The sequence below is a fragment of the Bifidobacterium indicum genome, from assembly GCF_036987015.1.
In the GTDB taxonomy this organism is placed as follows: Bacteria; Actinomycetota; Actinomycetes; order Actinomycetales; family Bifidobacteriaceae; genus Bombiscardovia; species Bombiscardovia indica.
In genome coordinates this window covers 674,352-693,104 of the sequence record NZ_BTXM01000001.1, presented here as the reverse complement: position 1 = coordinate 693,104, position 18,753 = coordinate 674,352, and the positions used below count along the sequence as shown (strand labels likewise).

The window sequence follows — 18,753 nt, the reverse complement described above, 5'->3', positions numbered from 1 at the left end:
CCCGAGGCGCCTGCTCGCGGCCATCCTCGCCCCCTCCCTCGGACGGCCCTGGTCATTCTGGCCTCGGCCCTGGTCATCGTCCTGAGCATCGTCATGGTCAACCTGCTCCATCCCGGTGAGCCGACAGGTCATGCCGCCCCGTCGACCTCCCGGGCAACCGGTCTCATGATTGGCTTCAGGCAGGGGAGGGCCGGAGGATGCCGACAAGCAGGTGAAAAGGAGGCCCCGGCAGCCCGATACCTCCGGTCAGGTCGGCAAACCCAAGGGTCAGCCTGAACGCCCCGACCCACGACCGCCCCGTCGATTGGCGTGAACCCTCCCAGTCAATTCCCTATTCGGATCCGAACACTGTCCCCGACATGGAACTGGTGGTCAGCATCAAGGACCGGCGTGTCCATGTGCGTTCCGGGTCGACCTCCCTATACGCCATGTTCGCTACGACCGGTATGGACGACTCGACACCGCGGGGCACCTTCGAGATCGAGCCTGAGCGGGGGGACCCGTTCTTCAATGCGCGGGAGGGTATGGGAGCCCGGTGTTACACCGGCTTCCTCCATCATGGGGTCTTCCTCTTCCGCAGTGTCCCCACCTATGCGCACGGAGCCTACATCGCCGACCAGGCCGATCTCCTCGGTATTCGACCCGGTTCCCACGGGTGTGTGTGGGGCTGACCATCCCCGATGCCCGGCGGGTCATGGAACACGTCCCCGTGGACACCGCCGTCGAGGTCTTCTGCCAGGTTCCGGAATGATGGAATTGCCCTGAGGCAGGAGCCGGCTGAGACGGCATACAAAGCCGGACTCTCATCCGATCCGGGTGTCGTGAACCGGACTTCACCGCCCGATCAGGGAGATGCGTTGATGGTCGTGACCATCCTTGACGGCCTCATCAACCAAGCCGATGGCGTAGTCGGCATAGCTGATCATGCTGATGCCCTGGTCATTGGTGGAAAACTCCTCACCACGCAGGAGGTAGCGGCCGGTCCGTGGTCCATCAGCCCGGAAATCCGCAGCCGGGCTGACATAGGTCCAGTGGCAGTCCAAGCGCTCCCTGAGCCTATCCAAGGCCTTGCCCATGGCCTGGGCCAGGGGTTTGAATCCCTTGGGGAAATCCGGGGTGTCCTTAAGCTGGAGGGTATGGTCGGCATCCATATAGAGGCTGCCGGCCCCGCCCACAACGAGCAGTCTGGTCGGGCTTCCCGCGAGTATGTCCACCAGATGCATCAGGGTCGTGGTGTGCTGAGGAAGGGCATCAGGTGCGGAGGCGCCGAAGGCGTCCACGACCACATCGCTACCGGCCAGGTCTTCGGCGGTCAGGTCCATCAGGTCCCTGATCAGTACCCGTTGGGCCTTGGTGCGATTGCTGCCCCGTACTGCGACGGCGACATCCAGCTGCCTGGAGAGCGCCTCCTCGACGATTTCCGAACCGGCCTTCCCGTTGGCCGCCACCACTGTCATCTTCATCATGCTCACCCTCCCCTTGAGGAATTTCGTTCGAGGCGATTCTATACCGCTGAAGGGCGAATACGTCACAATCGGCAGGAACAGGAGGGGCGTCCTCGCCCGTTCGGCGGACTTGACGAGTTCACTATGCGGTCGTTTTGTCGGTCCCCCCATTGATCGTGTTTATCTTTGACCACTTGAGAGTAACCGGAGAGGGGAGTAGGGGAAAGCATGAGTGGTGTCAAACGATTCAGTGATTGGCTGACCAAGTGGTTCATCCTGGTGGTTCTGGTCTGGGCCGCCGTCAATTTCCTTCTTCCCCAGGTCAGCCTCTGGGCCAAGGGCTATACCAACTACTTCCTGAGCATCATCCTCTTCGGGATGGGGCTGACCCTGAGTCTGAATGACTTCAAGCGAATCATCAAGATGCCCCTGATGGTCATCGTCGGCACCGTGGCCCACTACCTGATCATGCCGCTTCTGGCGGTTCTCCTCTGCAAGATCTTCCGCCTGGACGGGATGATTGCGGTGGGTGTGATCCTGGTCGGCTGCTGCCCATCGGGAACCTCCTCCAACGTCATGTCCTATCTTTCGCGCGGCGATGTGGCCCTGGACGTTTCCATCGGCCTCCTCTCCACCATCTGCGCACCCTTCATGATCCCCTTCCTGATGAACGTGCTGGCCAGCCGGTATGTGGCGATCCCGACTGAGAAGCTCTTCCTGACCGCCCTGGAAGTGGTCCTGATCCCGATCTGCCTGGGCGTGGCGGTCCATGCCATCTTCAAGGAGAAGGTGCAAAAGGTCACCGTGGCGCTCCCCGCCATCTCCCAGATAGCCATCCTGGTCATCATCGGCGTGGTCGTGGCCGTCAATAATGCCAAGCTCTTCACCGCCGCCACGGCCCTGGTCCTGCCGGTGGTCATGCTGCATAACCTCTGCGGATATGGGCTGGGCTTCCTCTTCGGCAAGCTCATGTACCGGGTCTACCCCAAGGGGTTCCGTTACGCCCAGCAGAAGGCCATCACCTTCGAGGTCGGCATGCAGGACTCCGGCCTGGGCGCCACCCTGGCCCTCCAGGCCTTTGCGGCCGACCCGATCGTGGCCATACCCTCGACCTTCTTCAGTGTCTGGCACAACATCTCAGGATCGGTCCTCTCGGCCTGGTGGCGCCGTCACGACGACAAGCATGCCATTGATGCCGACTCGGACAATGGCGAGAAGCGCAGCGCCCTCAAGTCTCCGGCCACGGTCGAGGCAGGTGTCGAGTAGCCCGTTTCGATTTCATCAGGGACAGCCCCGATTCTTGCCAGTACCAGGAAAAATGCCGGGATGGACGACTCGGACTGATTCGACTAGAGGAGTCCGCCGAGGAGGTAACCCAAGGCTGCGGCCAGGAGGGGCAGGGCCAGGCAGACCAGGAAGTATGCGAGGGCCATCTGATTGGCCCGGGTTCGCCTCATGGTCACCACCTCGTTGATGGCCGTGGAGAAGGTCGAGAACCCTCCGAGCAGGCCGGTAGCCAGGAGTGCATGGGTCTGTGGGTCCAGGAGGGAATGGGCGAAGAGGACGGCAACCAGACCGGCGAAGAACCCGGCGGAGAGGTTGATGACCAGGGTGGAGAGGGGGAGGGAACCGCTCCAACGGGACTTGATGACCGTGTCGATCAGGTACCGCAGGGCGGCGCCGAGTCCTCCGCACAGGCAGATCAGCATCGTGGTCATCAGGTCTCGCCTCCCCGGGTGGCTGCCTGTATCCCCCCTGAGAGCCCACTTGACGATTCATCTGAGGTCACGCTTGGGGATCCGCCCGGAGGGAGGGAACCAGAACGATGCCCTGCCGCCGCCCGGCCAAACTTGGCCATGAGGGTTGCCAGGGCGAGCCCCAGGATGAAACTGCACAGCAGGTAGATGAGTGAACCCGGAACATGACCCGCCATCATATCCTCAAGGACCTCGACCACCATGGTCGACATGGTGGAGAGTCCTCCGCACAGGCCCATGCCCAGGGCCCGACTGGAGTAGTCCCTCCTCCGCTTGGAGAGGTCGGTTCGTTCAGCAAGGTAGGAGGCAAGGAAGGCGTAGCCCGAACAGGCCAGCATGTTGGCCAGGAAGGTGCCAGGGTGGAAGCCGCCTACCGGGACGGCAACTCCGCCCAGGGCCCAGCGCAGCAAGGTACCCAGGGCGCCTCCCAGGAAGACCACGAGGGCCATGTCGAATTGGGGCCCATCCGGCGTGGATCCCTCGGCCTCTTCCATGGCCTCTCCGATCGCTTCCTCTCCGTCTTTCTGATCCACTGGGTCACTCGACCTTCCGGGCCTCTTCAGCGGTCAGGGTCAGTCTGTCGTCGTCGGCGTCGTAATCGAAGAGCTCGCCGTACCGTCCCCAAGTTATGGCAGTATCGAACTGTTGGATGGCCTCCCTGTCGGAGTGGTGCGACCTGAGGAGGTCCAGGATCAGACTGCCGTGCAGGTTGCCGTGCTCGCTGTTCTTCAAGGCCCGGTCGATTACCCGGATCAGCGGGACCCGGTCCAGGAGCATCTGGGAGAACATCTCCTTGCTTTCCAGGATGTCGGCATCGTGCCAGGTGCGTCCCAGCCTGGTCAGGGAGATGTGCCCGTTGTCCGCCTCGAAGATACCCAGCATCAGACCTGCATCAATCAGGGGGGAAGAGGTCATCCACCTCGAAGGAGAGCTGGGCGGCCAGGTCGGCCAGGTCAATGCCACTGGGCTGGTCCACCAGGACGTCGGCCAGTCCGGCCAGCCCACCGGGCGTGGCATCGGGCAGGTTCTTTTCGGTCATGTCCTCATCACGCAGGGAATTCTGGACGGCCTGCTTGTTGCGGACCTTGGTCTGCAGCTGCTTCCGGATGTCCTCCGTGTTGTTCTGCCCGGTCAGGATCGAGTAGAGGTAGTCCACGCTGGTCTGGAAGATTTCGGACTGCTTGTCGCGCGGGCGTTCCATCCTGATCGGCACTTCGGCGATGACCCTGCCCGGGTGGGATCCCAGGACCACGATCCGGTCGGCCATCTCGACCGCCTCCTCGATGTTGTGGGTCACCAGGAGGACCGACCTGATGCTGCCGGCCTCCTCGGACCAGACCTTGAGGACTTCCTGGCGGAGGTTCTCGGCCGTCAGGACGTCCAGAGCCGAGAAGGGCTCATCCATGAAGAGCGCATCGGGCTTGAGGACCAGGGCCCGGGCTATGCCGACGCGCTGGCGCATTCCGCCGGAGAGCTCCTTGGGATAGGCGGTCTCGAACCCGTCCAGGCCGATGGCGTCGATGGCGGACAGGGCCAGGCGTTCCCGTTCCGCCCGGGGCACGCCTCGGGCCTGGAGTCCGAGCTCCACATTGTCCTTGACGGTCAGCCAGGGCATCAGGGCGAAGCTCTGGAAGACCAGGGCCACTCCGGGGTTGGGCCCGGTCAGTTCCTTGCCCCGGTAGGATACCTTGCCCGAGCTGGCCGGGATCAGTCCGGCCAGGATTCTCAGCAGGGTGGACTTGCCGGCCCCGGACCTGCCAAGGATGGCCACCACCTCGCCCTCATGGAGGGTGAAGTCGATCTTGTCCAGGACGTTCAGGTCGCTGCCGGAGTCGGTCTGGTAGGCCTTGGTCACCTGCTCGGCCTGGATGATGGGGGTCCGGTTCCTGTCCGCGGTCATGGTTGCGGTGTTCTCGGTTTCGGTTTCGGTCTCGGTCATATCAATTGTCCTTAGGTCGAATTCAGCTGTTCGGTTTCAGTTCATGGCGTAGCGCCGTCGGGCCAGGTTCTGCATGGGTGTCCAGAAGAGACGGTCTACCGCCACGACGAAGACGCTCATGACGGCCACCCCGACCATGACCCGGGTCATGTCGCCGCTGGCCGTGAACCGGGCGATGTAGGCGCCCAGCCCCTTGGCGGTCAGTTCGGTCTTCCCGTAGGAGACCACCTCCGAGACGATGGAGGCGTTCCATGCGCCGCCGGCCGCCGTGATGCCTCCTGTGCACCAGGATCCGAAGACGGCGGGAAGGATCAGGGTCTTCCACCGCTGCCAGGTGCTCTGCCTGAGGCTGCGTGACATCTCCAGGAGGTCATCGGGAATGGCCGAGGCTCCCGCGATGACGTTGAAGAGGATGTACCACTGGGTGCCCAGGGCCATGAGGAGGATGCTGCCCCAGTTGATGTCTATCTTCCAGGCAATGAAGAGGAGGGTGACAAAGGGGAAGATGAAGTTGGCCGGGAAGCTGGCCAGGATCTGCACCACGGGCTGGAGGACCCTCGATATCTTCGGATTCATGCCGATGATGGCACCGATAGGCACCCAGATGATGGAGCAGGCCACCATGAGGACAACCACCCTCAGAAAGGTCAGGCATCCCAGGAAGAAGGCGTGCCCCACCTCACCGAAGCCCACGGTCGTGTTGATCAGGTCGACGAGCTGCCAGACCCCCCAGAGGCAGACCAGGCCGACCAGAAGGTACCAGACCAGATCACCGGTGCGGCTCCTCCTGTTCTGGATCCTCCATTGCGCACCGGTCCTGCCCAGGGGGCGGGTGATCCGATCGAGTGCAGCCGAGATCGGCCGACCCAGACGGGCCAGCTGATCGTTGATCCCGGAGAGCCTGAGCACGGTCAGTACCAGACTCCTCCGGGGCTCGGAGGACTGGTTCTGGGTCAGACGGAATTTCTCGGCCCAGGCGGTCAGGGGCTTCCAGAGGAAGAGATCGATCAGGAGAACCACCACGATCATGGTCAGGATGGCCAGGCCCACCTTGCCCAGGTTCTGCTCGGCTGCGGCCTCCTCCACGTAGGATCCGATGCCGGGCAGGGCCATGGTCCTGTTGTTGACCGAGATCATCTCAGAGGCCGTCAGGAAGAACCACCCCCCGCCCACGCTCATCATGCAGTTCCAGAGGAGGGGAATCATGGAGTTGGGAACATCCAGCTTCCAGAACCTCTGCCATCTGGTCAGCCCCAGGAGTCTGACAGCCTCGTCCAGGTCTGGCGGCTCAGAGGTCAGGGAGTTGTAGAAAGAGAAGGCCATGTTCCATGCCTGGCTGGTGAAGATGGCAAAGATGGAGGCCGCCTCGACGCCCAGGATGGATCCGGGGAAGATGACCAGCCAGATGGAGATGGTCGCCGAGAGGAAACCCAGGACAGGCACCGACTGGAGGATGTCCAGGAGTGGGATCAGAACGGAGCCAAGACGCTTGGACCTTGCCGCCGCCAACCCGTAGAGGAAGGCGAAGACCAGGGAGACCAGCAGGGCTATGAACATCCTGAATACTGAGCGCAGGGCGTAGTAGGGCAGATTGGTCGGATCGGTGGATACGTGCGAGGGGATGCCCGAAGGACCGATGGGGGCCGAGAACCCCGGCAGGACGTAGGCGATGGCCCCCAGGAGGGCAACGGCACCCAGGGCCACGGCCAGACTGGTCAGGATCCTGGTGCCGAGAGAGGCCTGTCTTCGGTCATCGTTCAGGATGATGGTGTGCCTGACGATTGGTGCTGGTAGACGCATGTCGGCCTCCCTTCAAGGTGCGGATGTTCATGTCGGAGACCTTGAGGATGGCATGCAAAAATCGGCACAAGGCCGACGAGTTCGTCATCGTTCAAGCTTCGGCTTCGCATGGCATTTGGCTCTGCATTAGTCCCCGCCTTGATCCGACGGGGACTGCTGACCTGCGCGGGGTGTCTCCACCACTTTGCGGCAGCAGGCCGTGTCCATGCGGTAGCTTCACCTACCGACTGTCCATAAGGATAGATAAAGGCCTATGAGGTGTCAAGCTTCTTCTGAAACCGGGGTTTCTTCCTCCAGGTCTTTGCCTGGCCCCAAAATGGAAACAGAATGCGTCCCATTCGCGGACACCCTGGTCGCCCTTGTCGGGCAGGAATGGTGCGACCATGAATCAGAACAAGGAGATGGGCCTACATGAAGATCGTGGCTGTAACTGCAAACCCCGAACCCAACAGTCTGACCAACGCGGCGGGCAATGCCCTCCTTGATGGATCGGCCGAGGGAGGTGCCCAGACGGAACTGATCGATCTGTGTGCGGAGGGCTTCAATCCGGTCTTCGGTATGGAGGATCGGGAGCATTACCTGGGGAAGGGCCCCATGCCCGAGGACGTGATGGCCATGCAGTCTCGGATTCGAGATGCGGACGTTCTGGCCCTGGTCTTCCCGATTTACTGGTACACGATGCCGGCCATCATGAAGGGCTTCTTGGATCGGGTGATCTGCCGTGGGTTCGCCTATAACACGGATGGCACCCCCGGGGTATTCGCCGGCAAGACCATCAGGCTGATCATGCTCAGCGGGGGTGGGGAGGACTGGTACAGGTCCAGTGGCATCGGACAGGCCCTGGATAACCAGTTGCGCGAACAGACCTTTATCAAGTACTGCCAGGCGGCCGATGTCTCCTTCACCTACCTGGACAACCTCAGCTCTGGCGATGACGATCCCGAGGCTCGCCGGGCGGCGGACAGGCACCTGGTCTCCCTGGCCCTGATGGGTCGTGAACTGGCCATGGATGGCAAGTCCGCGTCCAGGTCCTGACGGGAAGCGGTCACAGCCGTGGCAATAGGCGTGGATTCGGGTGACGGGCGATGAGCCGTCAAACAGAGGCGATCAAGGGACCCTGGAGGGTCGGGTTCGTTTTCGATGACACCCTGGATGTCCTTGATGGAGTCCAACAGCATATCCTCACCCTGGGCAGGGAGCTCACGGCCCGTGGCCACCGCGTGGAGTATCTGGTAGGGCAGACCACCGATCCGCCCGTCAGCGGGGTCCATTCACTGGCGCGCAACATCATGGTTTCCTTCAACGGGAACAGGATGCGCGTCCCCATCCATGCCCCGGCCCGCGGTATCAGGCAGGTCCTGGATTCCGGGCACTTCGACATCCTGCATGTTCAGGCACCATACAGCCCGCTGATGGCAGGGCGGGTCATCAATCGGGCCCATCCCGGCACGGGTCTGGTGGCCACCTATCACATCGCGCCCACCGGACCCATGCAGCTCTTCGGCGGCCGGGTGCTGGGCAGGATAAACCATCACAGCCATCGTCGCATCGATCGGGTGATTGCGGTCTCCACGGTGGCGGCGGATTATGCCCGGACCACCGCCGGTGTGGACAGCAGGGTCATCCCCAATCCCATCGACCTGCAGGCCATCAGGGCCTCCAGGGAACGTGCCGGCGGAGCAACCATCGACCGCCTGCATGGTCGGGGCCCTCACATGGTCTTTCTGGGCAGATTCGTCGAGCGCAAGGGCGCCGACCTGCTCATCTCGGCCATCGAGGAGGGGGAGCGTCTGGGACTGTTTCCCGAGGGTTTCCACGTGACCATGGCCGGGAAGGGGGCCCTCCTGGCTTCCTGCAGACAGCACGCCCGCGACCTGTCCACGCCGATCGACTTCCCCGGTTTCGTCAAGGAGGAGGACAAGCCCGCCCTCCTGGCCAGCGCCGACCTGGCCGTCTTCCCCTCAACGGGGGGTGAGTCCTTCGGAATCGTCCTCCTGGAGGCCATAGCCTCCGGGGCCGGTGTCGTCCTGGCCGGTGACAACCCCGGTTACCGTTCCACCCTGCTTGATGATGACCAGGCCCTGGTCGTCGTCAATGCCCCGCAGACACCGACCATCCTGGCCAGGCGAATCGCCCGGGTGTTCAGCGATACCGATTGGGCCGGGGCCATCCACGGGCGTCAGGTGGGGCTTCTGGACCGCTACGACGTGCGTACCGTGGCGAATCAGATCGAGGAGGTATACGGTCAGGCCGTGGAGGACCGCCTCATCATGTAGTCTTGGTCTATGTCTCTCTTTGATTTCTTCGGCGCCATGTTCGATCCTGACCAGGACCCCCGCAGGCGGGGTCGGGGCCGATATGAGGATGATCCGGTTATCCTCAACGTCCAGACCGACGGCGACCGGGAGGAATCCGCCTCTCGTGGCCCCAGGCAGGGCTTCAGATTCGCCGGACCGGGTGCTCCCAGGATTTCCGGGTCGGCCGGGGCTTCCGGTGGCCCCTCCAAGGGGACCAGGATCCTGGCCGTTGTGGTGGGCGTCATACTTGTGGTTCTCGTCCTCCTCCTTGGACTCAGCCGCTTCATCACTGACGTCATGTGGTACTCCCAGCTTGGTGCGGGCCGTGTGGTCTGGACCCAATTGGGTGTCAAGGTGGGCCTTTGGATCGCCTATGCCCTCATTCTGGCGGGCGTCACCCTCTTCTCGGCCATCCTGGCCATCCGCGCCCGTCCTGATTCGCCCGATGGGTCCACAATCCGCGTCAGGGGCGATCTGATCGAGGTCGGCAAAGGGGTCTCCTCCAAGACCGCCCTGAGGGTGGCCGTGGTGGTCTCCCTGGTGGTGGGTGTCTTCTTCGGCTCCCAGTTCAACATGGACTGGAAGCAGATACTCCTGCTCTTCAATTCCCAGTCTTTCGGTGTCAAGGACCCCCAGTTCGGCCTTGATACGGGCTTCTACGTCTTCGTCCTTCCGGGTCTGGAGCTGGTCGTCTCCTCGATCATGATGATCCTCTTGGCTGCGACGGTCTTCAGTCTGGTCACCAACTTCCTCATGGGGGGCATCCGGCTCACCATGCCGGTCAACGGCAGGGGAATCCTGGCCATGACCCGTCGCGCCCGCAGGCAGGTGGCCATCTGGCTCATGCTCTTCATGCTGGTGTGGGGCCTCAAGACCGGTCTGTCTATCTTCGACCGACTGACCGAGGAGGGCGACCGGATCACCGGCGCCTCCTACACCTCGGTCAAGGCCAACATCCCCGTCACCCTGGTCATGGCTGTGCTGATTGCCATCCTCGGCATCATCCTCGGTGTCTGGATGCTCAGGTCCAAGACCCTGGGGGAGGAGAGACCCACCGCAGGGTCGGTGGCCGCGGCCGTCAAGCAGTGGCGTCTGCCCGTCATCTCCATCGCGGCCACCCTGGTCATCGACATCCTCCTGACCGGCGTCTGGCCGGCCCTGGTCCAGCGGTTCCGGGTTAATCCCAACGCCCAGGAGATGGAGTCGGAGTACATTCAGCGCAACATCGCTGCCACCACCCAGGCCTATGGGCTCTCCAAGCTGAAGAACGAGTCCTATGACGCCACCACGGAGGTCCAGTCCGGGGCCCTCTCCAAGGATGCGGAGACCACGGCCCAGATCAGGCTCCTGGACCCCCAGGTGGTTTCGCCCACCTTCCGTCAGCTCCAGCAGTCCAAGCAGTACTATTCCTTCGAGGACACCCTGGCCGTCGACAAGTACGAGATCGATGGGGTCAGCCAGGATACGGTCATCGGGGCCAGGGAACTTGACCTGGAAGGCAACGACAACCGCAACTGGGTCAACGACCATACGGTCTTCACCCATGGGTACGGCATCGTGGCCGCTTACGGGAACAGGGTGACGCCTGACGGTCAACCCGAGTTCTTCGAACAGGACATCCCCACCAAGGGCAAGTTGACCGAGTCCCAGCACTACGAGCCACGGATCTATTTCTCTCCCAACGCCCCGGAGTATTCGATCGTGGGCACTCCCGACGAGTCCAGTGGGTGGGAGTTCGACTATCCGACCGGTTCCAAGGGAGCCACCAACACCTTCAAGGGGAACGGTGGCCCCTCGGTCGGCAACTTCATGGCCAGGGTCCTCTATGCCATCCGCTTCGGGTCCGACCAGATCCTCTTCTCGGACCGGGTGACCCCCAACTCCCAGATCCTCTACGACCGTTCCCCCAAGGAGCGGGTGGCCAAGGTCGCCCCCTACCTGACCCTGGACGGCAGGGTGTATCCTGCTGTGGTCGACGGCCGTGTCAAGTGGATCGTGGACGGGTACACCACATCCGATGCCTATCCTTACTCCCAGAAGGTCGACCTGGGCCCGATCACACAGGACACGACCACCTTGAGCTCCGATGCCGTCAAGGGACTGGGCTCCCAGGATGCCAACTACATCCGGAACTCGGTCAAGGCCACGGTCGATGCCTACGACGGGTCGGTCGACCTCTACGCCTGGGACCAGGACGATCCGGTCCTCAAGGCCTGGCAGAAGGTCTTCCCCGGTCAGTACAAGCCACTGTCCGACATTTCCGGCGATCTGATGAGCCACATGCGCTACCCGGAGAGTCTCTTCAAGGTGCAGCGGCAGCTCCTCTCCCGGTACCACGTGAACTCGGCCAGCCAGTTCTTCTCGGGGGAGGATTTCTGGCAGACCCCGGTCGACCCCACGGGAACGAGCAAGGAGCAGGGCGAGGGCGTCAAGCAGCCGCCCTACTATCTGACCCTGCAGACCCCGGGGACGGACCAGCCGACCTTCTCCCTGACCTCGACCTTCATCCCGGCGGGTACCTCGACCCGTGAGATCCTGACGGGATTCCTCTCCGTCGACTCGGATGCAGGTTCCAGGAAGGGTGTCATCGGAAAGGACTACGGAACCATCAGGCTGATGGAGCTCCCCAAGAACTCCAATGTGCCGGGACCGGGCCAGGCCCAGAACAATTTCAATTCGGATGCCGCCGTGTCGACCGAGCTGAACCTGCTCCAATCCGGGTCGACCAAGGTCAAACGCGGTAACCTCCTGACCCTGCCAATCGGGGGAGGCCTGATATACATCCAGCCCGTCTATGTCCAATCCAGCGGTTCCACCAGCTTCCCGCTCCTGAAGCGGGTCCTGGTGGCCTTCGGCGACAAGGTCAGTTCGGCCCCCACCCTGGATGATGCCCTGAACAAGACCTTCAAGGGAAATTCGGGAGCCGTGGCCGGAGACGCGGACAATGCCACCGGGCAGGCCGCTCAGGCCACACCCCCGTCCAAGGACAAGGCAGATAATGCGGATCAGGGCGCCCCCTCATCCGGTGCGAACGGGATTTCCGGTGATGGCCAAGCCCTGCGCAAGGCCCTGGACCAGGCCAACCAGGCCATGAGCGATGCGGATTCGGCCCTGAAGAAGGGCGACTTCACCGCTTATGGAGAGGCGCAGAACCGCCTGAAAGAGGCCCTGAAGCAGGCCTCAGAAGAGGAGGGCGGCAGGCAGTGAGCGTCTCCGGCCCTTGTCCGGTCGGTCAGTCCGGCCCGAACCCATCGGGTCAAGGTCCGGTGGGCCGGTTTGGTTCCGGTTCACCAGGTCAGGCCCCGGTCATCCGGCCCTGCCGCGATCAGGACCTGGACAGGGTCACCGAGATATACAACCAGGCTGTTCTGGATGGGGGTTCCACAGCGGACATCGAACCGGTCAGCCGGGATGCCCGACGGGTGTGGTTCCTGGACCATCGACCCGAACAGGGGCACCCTGTCCTGGTGGTCCAGATCGATGGGGCGGTCCAGGCCTTCGGCTCCCTATCGCCGTATTATGACCGGCCCGGGTACGCCGCCACCTGTGAGCTGGGGTATTACGTGGACAGGTCGGCTCGGGGGAGGGGCCTGGCCACGGTCCTGGTGGAGGCCCTCCTGGACCGGGCCAGGGAGGCCGGCATGAAAAAGGCGGTGGCCGTCATTTTCGACGACAATGTCGGCACCAGGGCAGTCCTGGGCCATTTCGGCTTTGCATGTTTTGGTCTCCTGCCCCAGGGGGCCAGTGACCGCTATGGTCCCCATGACGTCTCCTACTGGGTCCTCTCCCTGTGAGTGAACAGCCCCTTGAAGGGGCCCAGGTCTCGAATCCTGTGTAGAATCTCAACGACTCGACCGAGAGCAGGAGGCAGGTACAGGCATGGCATCCGATTTCTGGCTCATAGCCGGACTGGGCAACCCCGGAAGCAAGTATGAGGGAACACGTCACAACATGGGGTTCATGTGTGCCGATGTCCTGGCCGGGCGGTGGTCCATCTCCTTCTCCGATCACAAGGGTCTGGCCATGCTGGGCCGGGGGGTCATGGACATGGATTCCAGGCAGGTCAAGTTCCTCCTGGCCAAGCCCCTGACCTTCATGAACGACTCCGGTGACGCCCTGGCCTCCATCAGTGCCTATTACCGGATTGAAACCAGGCGGATTCTGGTCATCCACGATGATATGGACCTGGAATTCGGCAGGATCAAGGTCAAGTCCGGTGGATCGTCGGGCGGCCACAACGGCATCCGTTCCATCGACCGGTCCCTGGGAAGCAACGCATACTCACGTGTGCGCCTGGGGGTGGGCCATGCCCAGCGTGGCCAGGACGCCCACCGCAAGACGGTCGACTGGGTGCTGGGAGGGTTCTCCTCGACCCAGCGCAGCCAGCTTCCGGACTTCCTGGCCGACGGCGCCGATGCGGCCGAGACCATCATCTTCAAGGGGTTGGCCCTGGCCCAGGAGCAATTCAATGGCCGCTGACCGCACCAGGGATTCAGCCGACCCCAGGGAGGGTGAGAGGGCCCGGCCGGAGACCATGAACGGGGCCCTGCATGACCTCCTTGACCCCCTTCGCGGGGATGCGGCCTTCGCCCGACTGGCCGACGGAGAGGTTCTGCCCTCCGATTCGGACATCGACCCCTCCATCCTGGTCCAGGCCCCGCAGGGGATTCGGCCCGCCCTTGCAGCGGCCGCCGCAGGTCAGGGACCCATCATCATGGTGGTCCCCTCAGAGCATGACGCCCAGGAGATGGGCCAGGCCGTCAGATCCTGGTACGGGGGTGACCCACATGATGTGGCCACCCTGGAGGCCTGGGAGACCCTGCCCCATGAGCGCCTTTCGCCCAGGGCCGACACGGTGGCCTCACGGATGGCGGTCTTCCGTCGGCTTGCCCATCCGGTCGAGGGGGATCCAATCTTCGGGCCCATCAGGATTCTGGTCATGCCCATCCGTTCCCTTCTTCAGCCCGTGGTCAGGGGGCTCCAGGACGTGGAGCCCCTGGTCTTCACGGTCGGCGGCGAGATGGAGATGGACCACGCGGTCGATGCCCTGGTCCGTAACGCCTACTCCCGCGTGGACCTGGTCATGGAGCGCGGTCAGTTCGCGGTCAGGGGCGGCATCCTCGACGTCTTCGTCCCCACCATGGCCCACCCGGTCCGTATCGAGTTCTTCGGTGATGAGGTCGACACCATTTGTTCCTTCCACGCCTCGGATCAGCGCACCTTCGGTGACGACCTGGATCGAATCTGGGCCCCTCCCTGCCGTGAGCTCCAGCTGACCGACCAGGTCAGACAGCGGGCCAAGGCCCTGATCGGGAGCATCCCCAACGCCGACGACATGCTGGAGTCCATCGCCCAGGCCATCCCGGTCGAGGGCATGGAGTCGCTCCTGCCGGCCCTGGTGCCCGACCTGGTGCCGGTCCAGACCATGTTCCCCGACCGGTCCCTGGTCCTCCTCTCCGACCCGGAACTCCTGCGCAGGTCGGCCCATGATCTGACCAAGACCGCCAACGAGTTCCTGGCGGCCAGCTGGCATGTGGCGGCATCGGGCCATGGGGCCGGCGCCCCCATCAGCTTCGACCAGGCCAGCTTCCTGGAATACGACCAGGTGATCTCCTCCCTGGAGTTCAGTAAGCACCAGGTGTGGAAGCTGACCGACCTCTCCGTGGATGCGGACCGGGAGGGTGCGGAGTGCCTCCAGGCCCAGGCCCCTGCCGAGTACCGGGGTGATGAGGACAGGGCCCGTTCCGGGCTGACCGGCCTGGTCAAGGCCGGTGACCGGGTGGTGGTCACGGCCGCGGCCCAGGGCACCCTGAGCCGACTGCGTCGGGCCTTGGAATCCACCGGTATCACCGATGTGGACTATATGCGTTCCATGGCTGTCGACGGGTTCGTCGACGAGGCCGCCCATCTGGCCCTGCTGACCGAGCGTGACCTCACCGGGCGGACCAGCGTCGCCGCCGGGCAGAAAACCTCCGGCAGACGGCGCAAGGCCATTGATTTGACCGAGCTCAAACCCGGTGATTTCGTTGTCCATGACCAACACGGCATCGGCAAGTACCTGGGTATGAAGCAGCGGACCACAGGCACCGGCCCCACCAAGGGCAGCCGCGAGTACCTGGTCCTGGAGTACGCCCCCGGCAAGCGCAACGCCCCTCCTGACAAGCTCTTCGTTCCGGCTGACCAGCTGGACCAGGTCAGCAAGTACATCGGCGCCGAGATCCCCAAGCTCAACAAGCTTGGAGGGTCGGACTGGTCCGCCACCAAGGCCAAGGCCAGGAAGCACGTCCACCAGATCGCCCAGGGCCTGGTCAGGCTCTATTCCGCCCGTCAGCGCACCAAGGGGTTCGCCTTCAGCCCGGACACCCCCTGGCAGAAGGAACTGGAGGATGCCTTCCCCTTCCAGGAGACCCCCGACCAGCTGACCACCATCGACGAGGTCAAGGCCGACATGGAACGTCCCGTTCCCATGGACCGGCTGATCTGTGGGGACGTGGGCTTCGGGAAGACCGAGATCGCCATCCGGGCCGCCTTCAAGGCCGTCCAGGACTCCAAGCAGGTCGTGGTCCTGGTCCCCACCACCCTCCTGGTCCAGCAGCATCATCAGACCTTCACCGACCGCTTCGAGGGGTTCCCGGTCAGGGTGGCGGCCATGAGCCGCTTCCAGACGGCCAGGGAGAACCAGGCCACCATGGCCGGGCTGGCCGACGGGACCGTCGACGTGGTGATCGGCACACACAAGCTCCTCAACCCCAAGATCCGCTTCAAGGACCTGGGGCTGATGATCATCGACGAGGAGCAGCGCTTCGGGGTCGAGGACAAGGAGACCCTGAAGGCCATCAGGACCAATGTGGATGTCCTGTCGCTCTCGGCCACCCCCATTCCCCGAACCCTGGAGATGGCCGTGACCGGAATCAGGGAGATGTCGACCCTGGCCACTCCCCCCGAGGACCGGCTGCCTGTTTTGACCTACGTCGGGGCCTATGAGGACGCCCAGGTGACCGCTGCCATCCGTCGTGAGCTGCTCCGTGGCGGCCAGGTCTTCTACATCCACAACAGGGTAGAGGACATCGCCAGGATATCCGCCAAGGTCCAGGAGTTGGTTCCCGAGGCCAGGGTCGGTGTGGCCCACGGCAAAATGGGGGAGAAGCAGCTGGACGGGATCATCCAGGACTTCTGGCGCCGCGACATCGACGTCCTGGTCTGCACCACCATCGTCGAGACCGGCCTGGATATTCCCAACGCCAACACGCTGATCGTCGACAGGGCGGACCGTTTCGGCCTCTCCCAGCTTCACCAGTTGCGTGGCCGGGTGGGGCGTGGTCGGGAACGCGCCTACGCCTACTTCCTCTATGACCCCAGCAAGCCCATGACCCAGACAGCCCATGACCGTCTGGCCACCATCGCCCAGAACACGGCCCTGGGGTCCGGCTACGACGTCGCCATGAAGGACCTGGAACTGCGAGGCACGGGCAACCTTCTGGGTGACGAGCAATCCGGCCACATCGAGGGGGTCGGGTTCGACCTCTACGTGCGGATGGTCTCCCAGGCGGTCGAGGAGTACAAGGAACCCCAGGCCACCCAGCCGGTCAACGTCAGCATCGACCTGCCCATCGAGGCCTCGATCCCGGTGGACTACATCGATTCGGACAAGCTTCGCCTGGAGGCCTATCGAAAGCTGGCCTCTGCCCGGAATGACCAGGACCTGCAGGACCTCCATGAGGAACTGACCGATCGCTACGGTCAGCCTCCGGCTGAATTCGACACCCTCTTCGCCATTGCCAGGCTCCGGGCCAAGGCCCGGGAACTGGGCATTTCCGAGATTGCCACGCAGGGTGGGCGTGTCAGGGTCAGGCCCCTGGACCTGCCCGAGTCGTTGCAGACCAGGATGGAGCGCATCTACAGGGGATGCCAGTACCGCCCGGTGACCAACACCCTCCTGGTTCCCGCCCCGTTCGCGGGTTCCCTGGGGTCGGGCCCCATGGATTCGGCCCAGATTGTGGAGTGGGTCGACCAGCTTCTGGACGACCTGGCATGGAGACATAAGGGGTAGCGGTTGTGAGCGCTAACAGAAATACCTTGTGGCTGGTCCAACAAAAATAGTATTCTGGAGGGGACATCACAACAACAGTCTTAAAAGGAGCAGTTGTGGCAGCAATTGAAAGCGTATATGCGCGCGAAATTCTTGATTCCCGTGGAAACCCGACCGTAGAGGTCATCCTGCAGACCGAAGACGGCGCAGAAGGTCGCGGTCTGGTCCCCTCCGGCGCTTCGACCGGCGAGGCCGAGGCCTGGGAGCGTCGCGACGGCGATAAGAAGCGTTATCAGGGCAAGGGTGTGCTGGAGGCCGTCAAGGCGGTCAACGAGACCATCGCCCCCAACGTCATCGGCATGGACGCCAGCGATCAGCGCGCCCTGGACGAGACCATGATCGACCTGGACGGCACCCCCAACAAGGGCAAGCTGGGCGCCAACGCCATCCTGGGCGTCTCCCTGGCGGCCCTCTACGCCGCAGCCGAGTCCGCCGAGCTTCCCCTCTACCGGTACCTGGGCGGTACCAACGGACACATCCTGCCCGTTCCCAACATGAACATCATGAACGGTGGCGCCCATGCGGACTTCGCCACCGATATCCAGGAGTACATGATCTCCCCCTACGGCTTCGACTCCTACCGTGAGGCCCTGAGGGCCGGTGTGGAGGTCTACCACACCCTCAAGGGCATCCTGAAGAAGGACGGCCACGAGACCGGTCTGGGCGACGAGGGCGGCTTCGCCCCCAAGATGAAGTCCAACGAGGACTCCCTGAAGTACATCATGGATGCCATCGAGGCTGCCGGCTATGAGCCCGGCAGGCAGATCGGCCTCTGCCTCGACGTGGCCTCCTCGGAGTTCTACAACAAGGACACCGACAAGTACCACTTCGACGGTGAGGACCGCGACGCCGACTACATGCTGGATTACTACCAGGGTCTGGTCGAGCGTTACCCGCTGGTCTCCATCGAGGATCCCTTCGCCGAGGAGGACTGGGGCGCCTGGCAGAAGATCACCGCCGCCATGGGCGACCGTCTCCAGTTCGTCGGCGACGACCTCCTGGTCACCAACCCCAAGAGGCTGCAGAAGGGCATCGACCTCAAGGCCGCCAACTCCCTCCTGGTCAAGCTCAACCAGATCGGCACCGTCACCGAGACCCTGGACGCCATCGAGCTGGCCACCGCCAACGGGTTCACCTCCATGGTTTCCCACCGCTCCGGTGAGACCCCCGACACCACCATCTCCGACCTGGCCGTGGCCAAGAACACCCGCCAGATCAAGACCGGTGCCCCGGCCCGTGGTGAGCGCATCGCCAAGTACAACCGCCTGCTGGAGATCGAGGAGGAGCTGGGCTCCACCGCCGAGTACGCAGGTTACAGCGCCTTCAAGGCCTGCAAGCAGTACATCAAGTAGTAGGAAAGGTGTCAGGTCCCGGTGCTGATCGGAACCTGACACCTCCTGTTCACCCGTGGTGGCCCCGAGTCGGC

General features: G+C 63.3%; 13 protein-coding genes, 1 pseudogene and 1 riboswitch. Of the genes and pseudogenes, 9 read left to right on the top strand and 5 right to left on the bottom strand.

Annotated features, from left to right (window positions below; genetic code table 11):
* The first annotated feature begins 368 nt into the window (after positions 1-368).
* A complete protein-coding gene (locus tag AACP59_RS03025; protein ID WP_339349792.1) occupies positions 369-671 on the top strand; it encodes a L,D-transpeptidase in 303 nt (100 codons plus the stop codon).
* Between the two features lie 162 nt (positions 672-833).
* Here the strand turns inward: AACP59_RS03025 and AACP59_RS03020 are convergent, their stop codons facing one another.
* Positions 834-1,466 (bottom strand): NAD(P)-dependent oxidoreductase, encoded by a 633-nt coding sequence (locus AACP59_RS03020; RefSeq protein WP_339349791.1) that lies wholly within the window; start codon positions 1,464-1,466, stop codon positions 834-836.
* Between the two features lie 207 nt (positions 1,467-1,673).
* Between AACP59_RS03020 and AACP59_RS03015 the strand changes: the two genes are divergently transcribed.
* Positions 1,674-2,711, top strand: a complete 1,038-nt coding sequence (locus AACP59_RS03015; RefSeq protein ID WP_297316992.1) for a bile acid:sodium symporter family protein — start codon at positions 1,674-1,676, stop codon at positions 2,709-2,711.
* An 83-nt stretch (positions 2,712-2,794) separates the two neighbouring features.
* Here AACP59_RS03015 and AACP59_RS03010 read toward each other — a convergent pair whose 3' ends face one another.
* The 4 genes and pseudogenes from AACP59_RS03010 to AACP59_RS02995 form a co-directional block, all read right to left on the bottom strand.
* Positions 2,795-3,163: a fluoride efflux transporter FluC gene (locus AACP59_RS03010; RefSeq protein ID WP_339349790.1), complete on the bottom strand. Its 369-nt coding sequence runs from the start codon at positions 3,161-3,163 to the stop codon at positions 2,795-2,797.
* Positions 3,163-3,735 (bottom strand): FluC/FEX family fluoride channel, encoded by a 573-nt coding sequence (locus AACP59_RS03005; protein ID WP_339349789.1) that lies wholly within the window; start codon positions 3,733-3,735, stop codon positions 3,163-3,165. Before AACP59_RS03005 ends, AACP59_RS03010 begins: the two co-directional genes overlap by 1 nt.
* A gap of 4 nt (positions 3,736-3,739) precedes the next feature.
* Positions 3,740-5,102, bottom strand: a pseudogene (locus tag AACP59_RS03000) (ABC transporter ATP-binding protein).
* Positions 5,103-5,177: 75 nt separating this feature from the next.
* The gene (locus tag AACP59_RS02995) at positions 5,178-6,941 is read right to left on the bottom strand and encodes an ABC transporter permease (protein ID WP_297317175.1); all 1,764 of its coding nucleotides are present in this window, start codon (positions 6,939-6,941) and stop codon (positions 5,178-5,180) included.
* A 76-nt stretch (positions 6,942-7,017) separates the two neighbouring features.
* A riboswitch (M-box (ykoK) riboswitch) is annotated at positions 7,018-7,176 on the bottom strand.
* Positions 7,177-7,352: 176 nt separating this feature from the next.
* Between AACP59_RS02995 and AACP59_RS02990 the strand changes: the two genes are divergently transcribed.
* From AACP59_RS02990 to eno, 7 genes are all read left to right on the top strand, one after another.
* Positions 7,353-7,976: an NAD(P)H-dependent oxidoreductase gene (locus AACP59_RS02990; protein ID WP_297317176.1), complete on the top strand. Its 624-nt coding sequence runs from the start codon at positions 7,353-7,355 to the stop codon at positions 7,974-7,976.
* Positions 7,977-8,026: 50 nt separating this feature from the next.
* Positions 8,027-9,217, top strand: coding sequence for a glycosyltransferase family 4 protein (locus AACP59_RS02985; RefSeq protein WP_297317177.1), 1,191 nt, complete (start codon positions 8,027-8,029; stop codon positions 9,215-9,217).
* Positions 9,218-9,226: 9 nt separating this feature from the next.
* A complete protein-coding gene (locus tag AACP59_RS02980; RefSeq protein ID WP_339349787.1) occupies positions 9,227-12,445 on the top strand; it encodes a UPF0182 family membrane protein in 3,219 nt (1,072 codons plus the stop codon).
* Positions 12,446-12,504: 59 nt separating this feature from the next.
* Positions 12,505-13,032 (top strand): GNAT family N-acetyltransferase, encoded by a 528-nt coding sequence (locus AACP59_RS02975; protein ID WP_339349785.1) that lies wholly within the window; start codon positions 12,505-12,507, stop codon positions 13,030-13,032.
* An 85-nt stretch (positions 13,033-13,117) separates the two neighbouring features.
* Entirely contained in the window at positions 13,118-13,717 is a 600-nt protein-coding gene (gene pth / locus AACP59_RS02970; protein ID WP_339349784.1) for an aminoacyl-tRNA hydrolase, read from the top strand.
* Positions 13,707-17,288 (top strand): transcription-repair coupling factor, encoded by a 3,582-nt coding sequence (gene mfd / locus AACP59_RS02965; protein WP_339349783.1) that lies wholly within the window; start codon positions 13,707-13,709, stop codon positions 17,286-17,288. Before pth ends, mfd begins: the two co-directional genes overlap by 11 nt.
* 95 nt (positions 17,289-17,383) lie before the next feature.
* The gene (eno, locus tag AACP59_RS02960; protein ID WP_339349781.1) at positions 17,384-18,679 is read left to right on the top strand and encodes a phosphopyruvate hydratase; all 1,296 of its coding nucleotides are present in this window, start codon (positions 17,384-17,386) and stop codon (positions 18,677-18,679) included.
* The last annotated feature ends 74 nt before the right edge of the window (positions 18,680-18,753 follow it).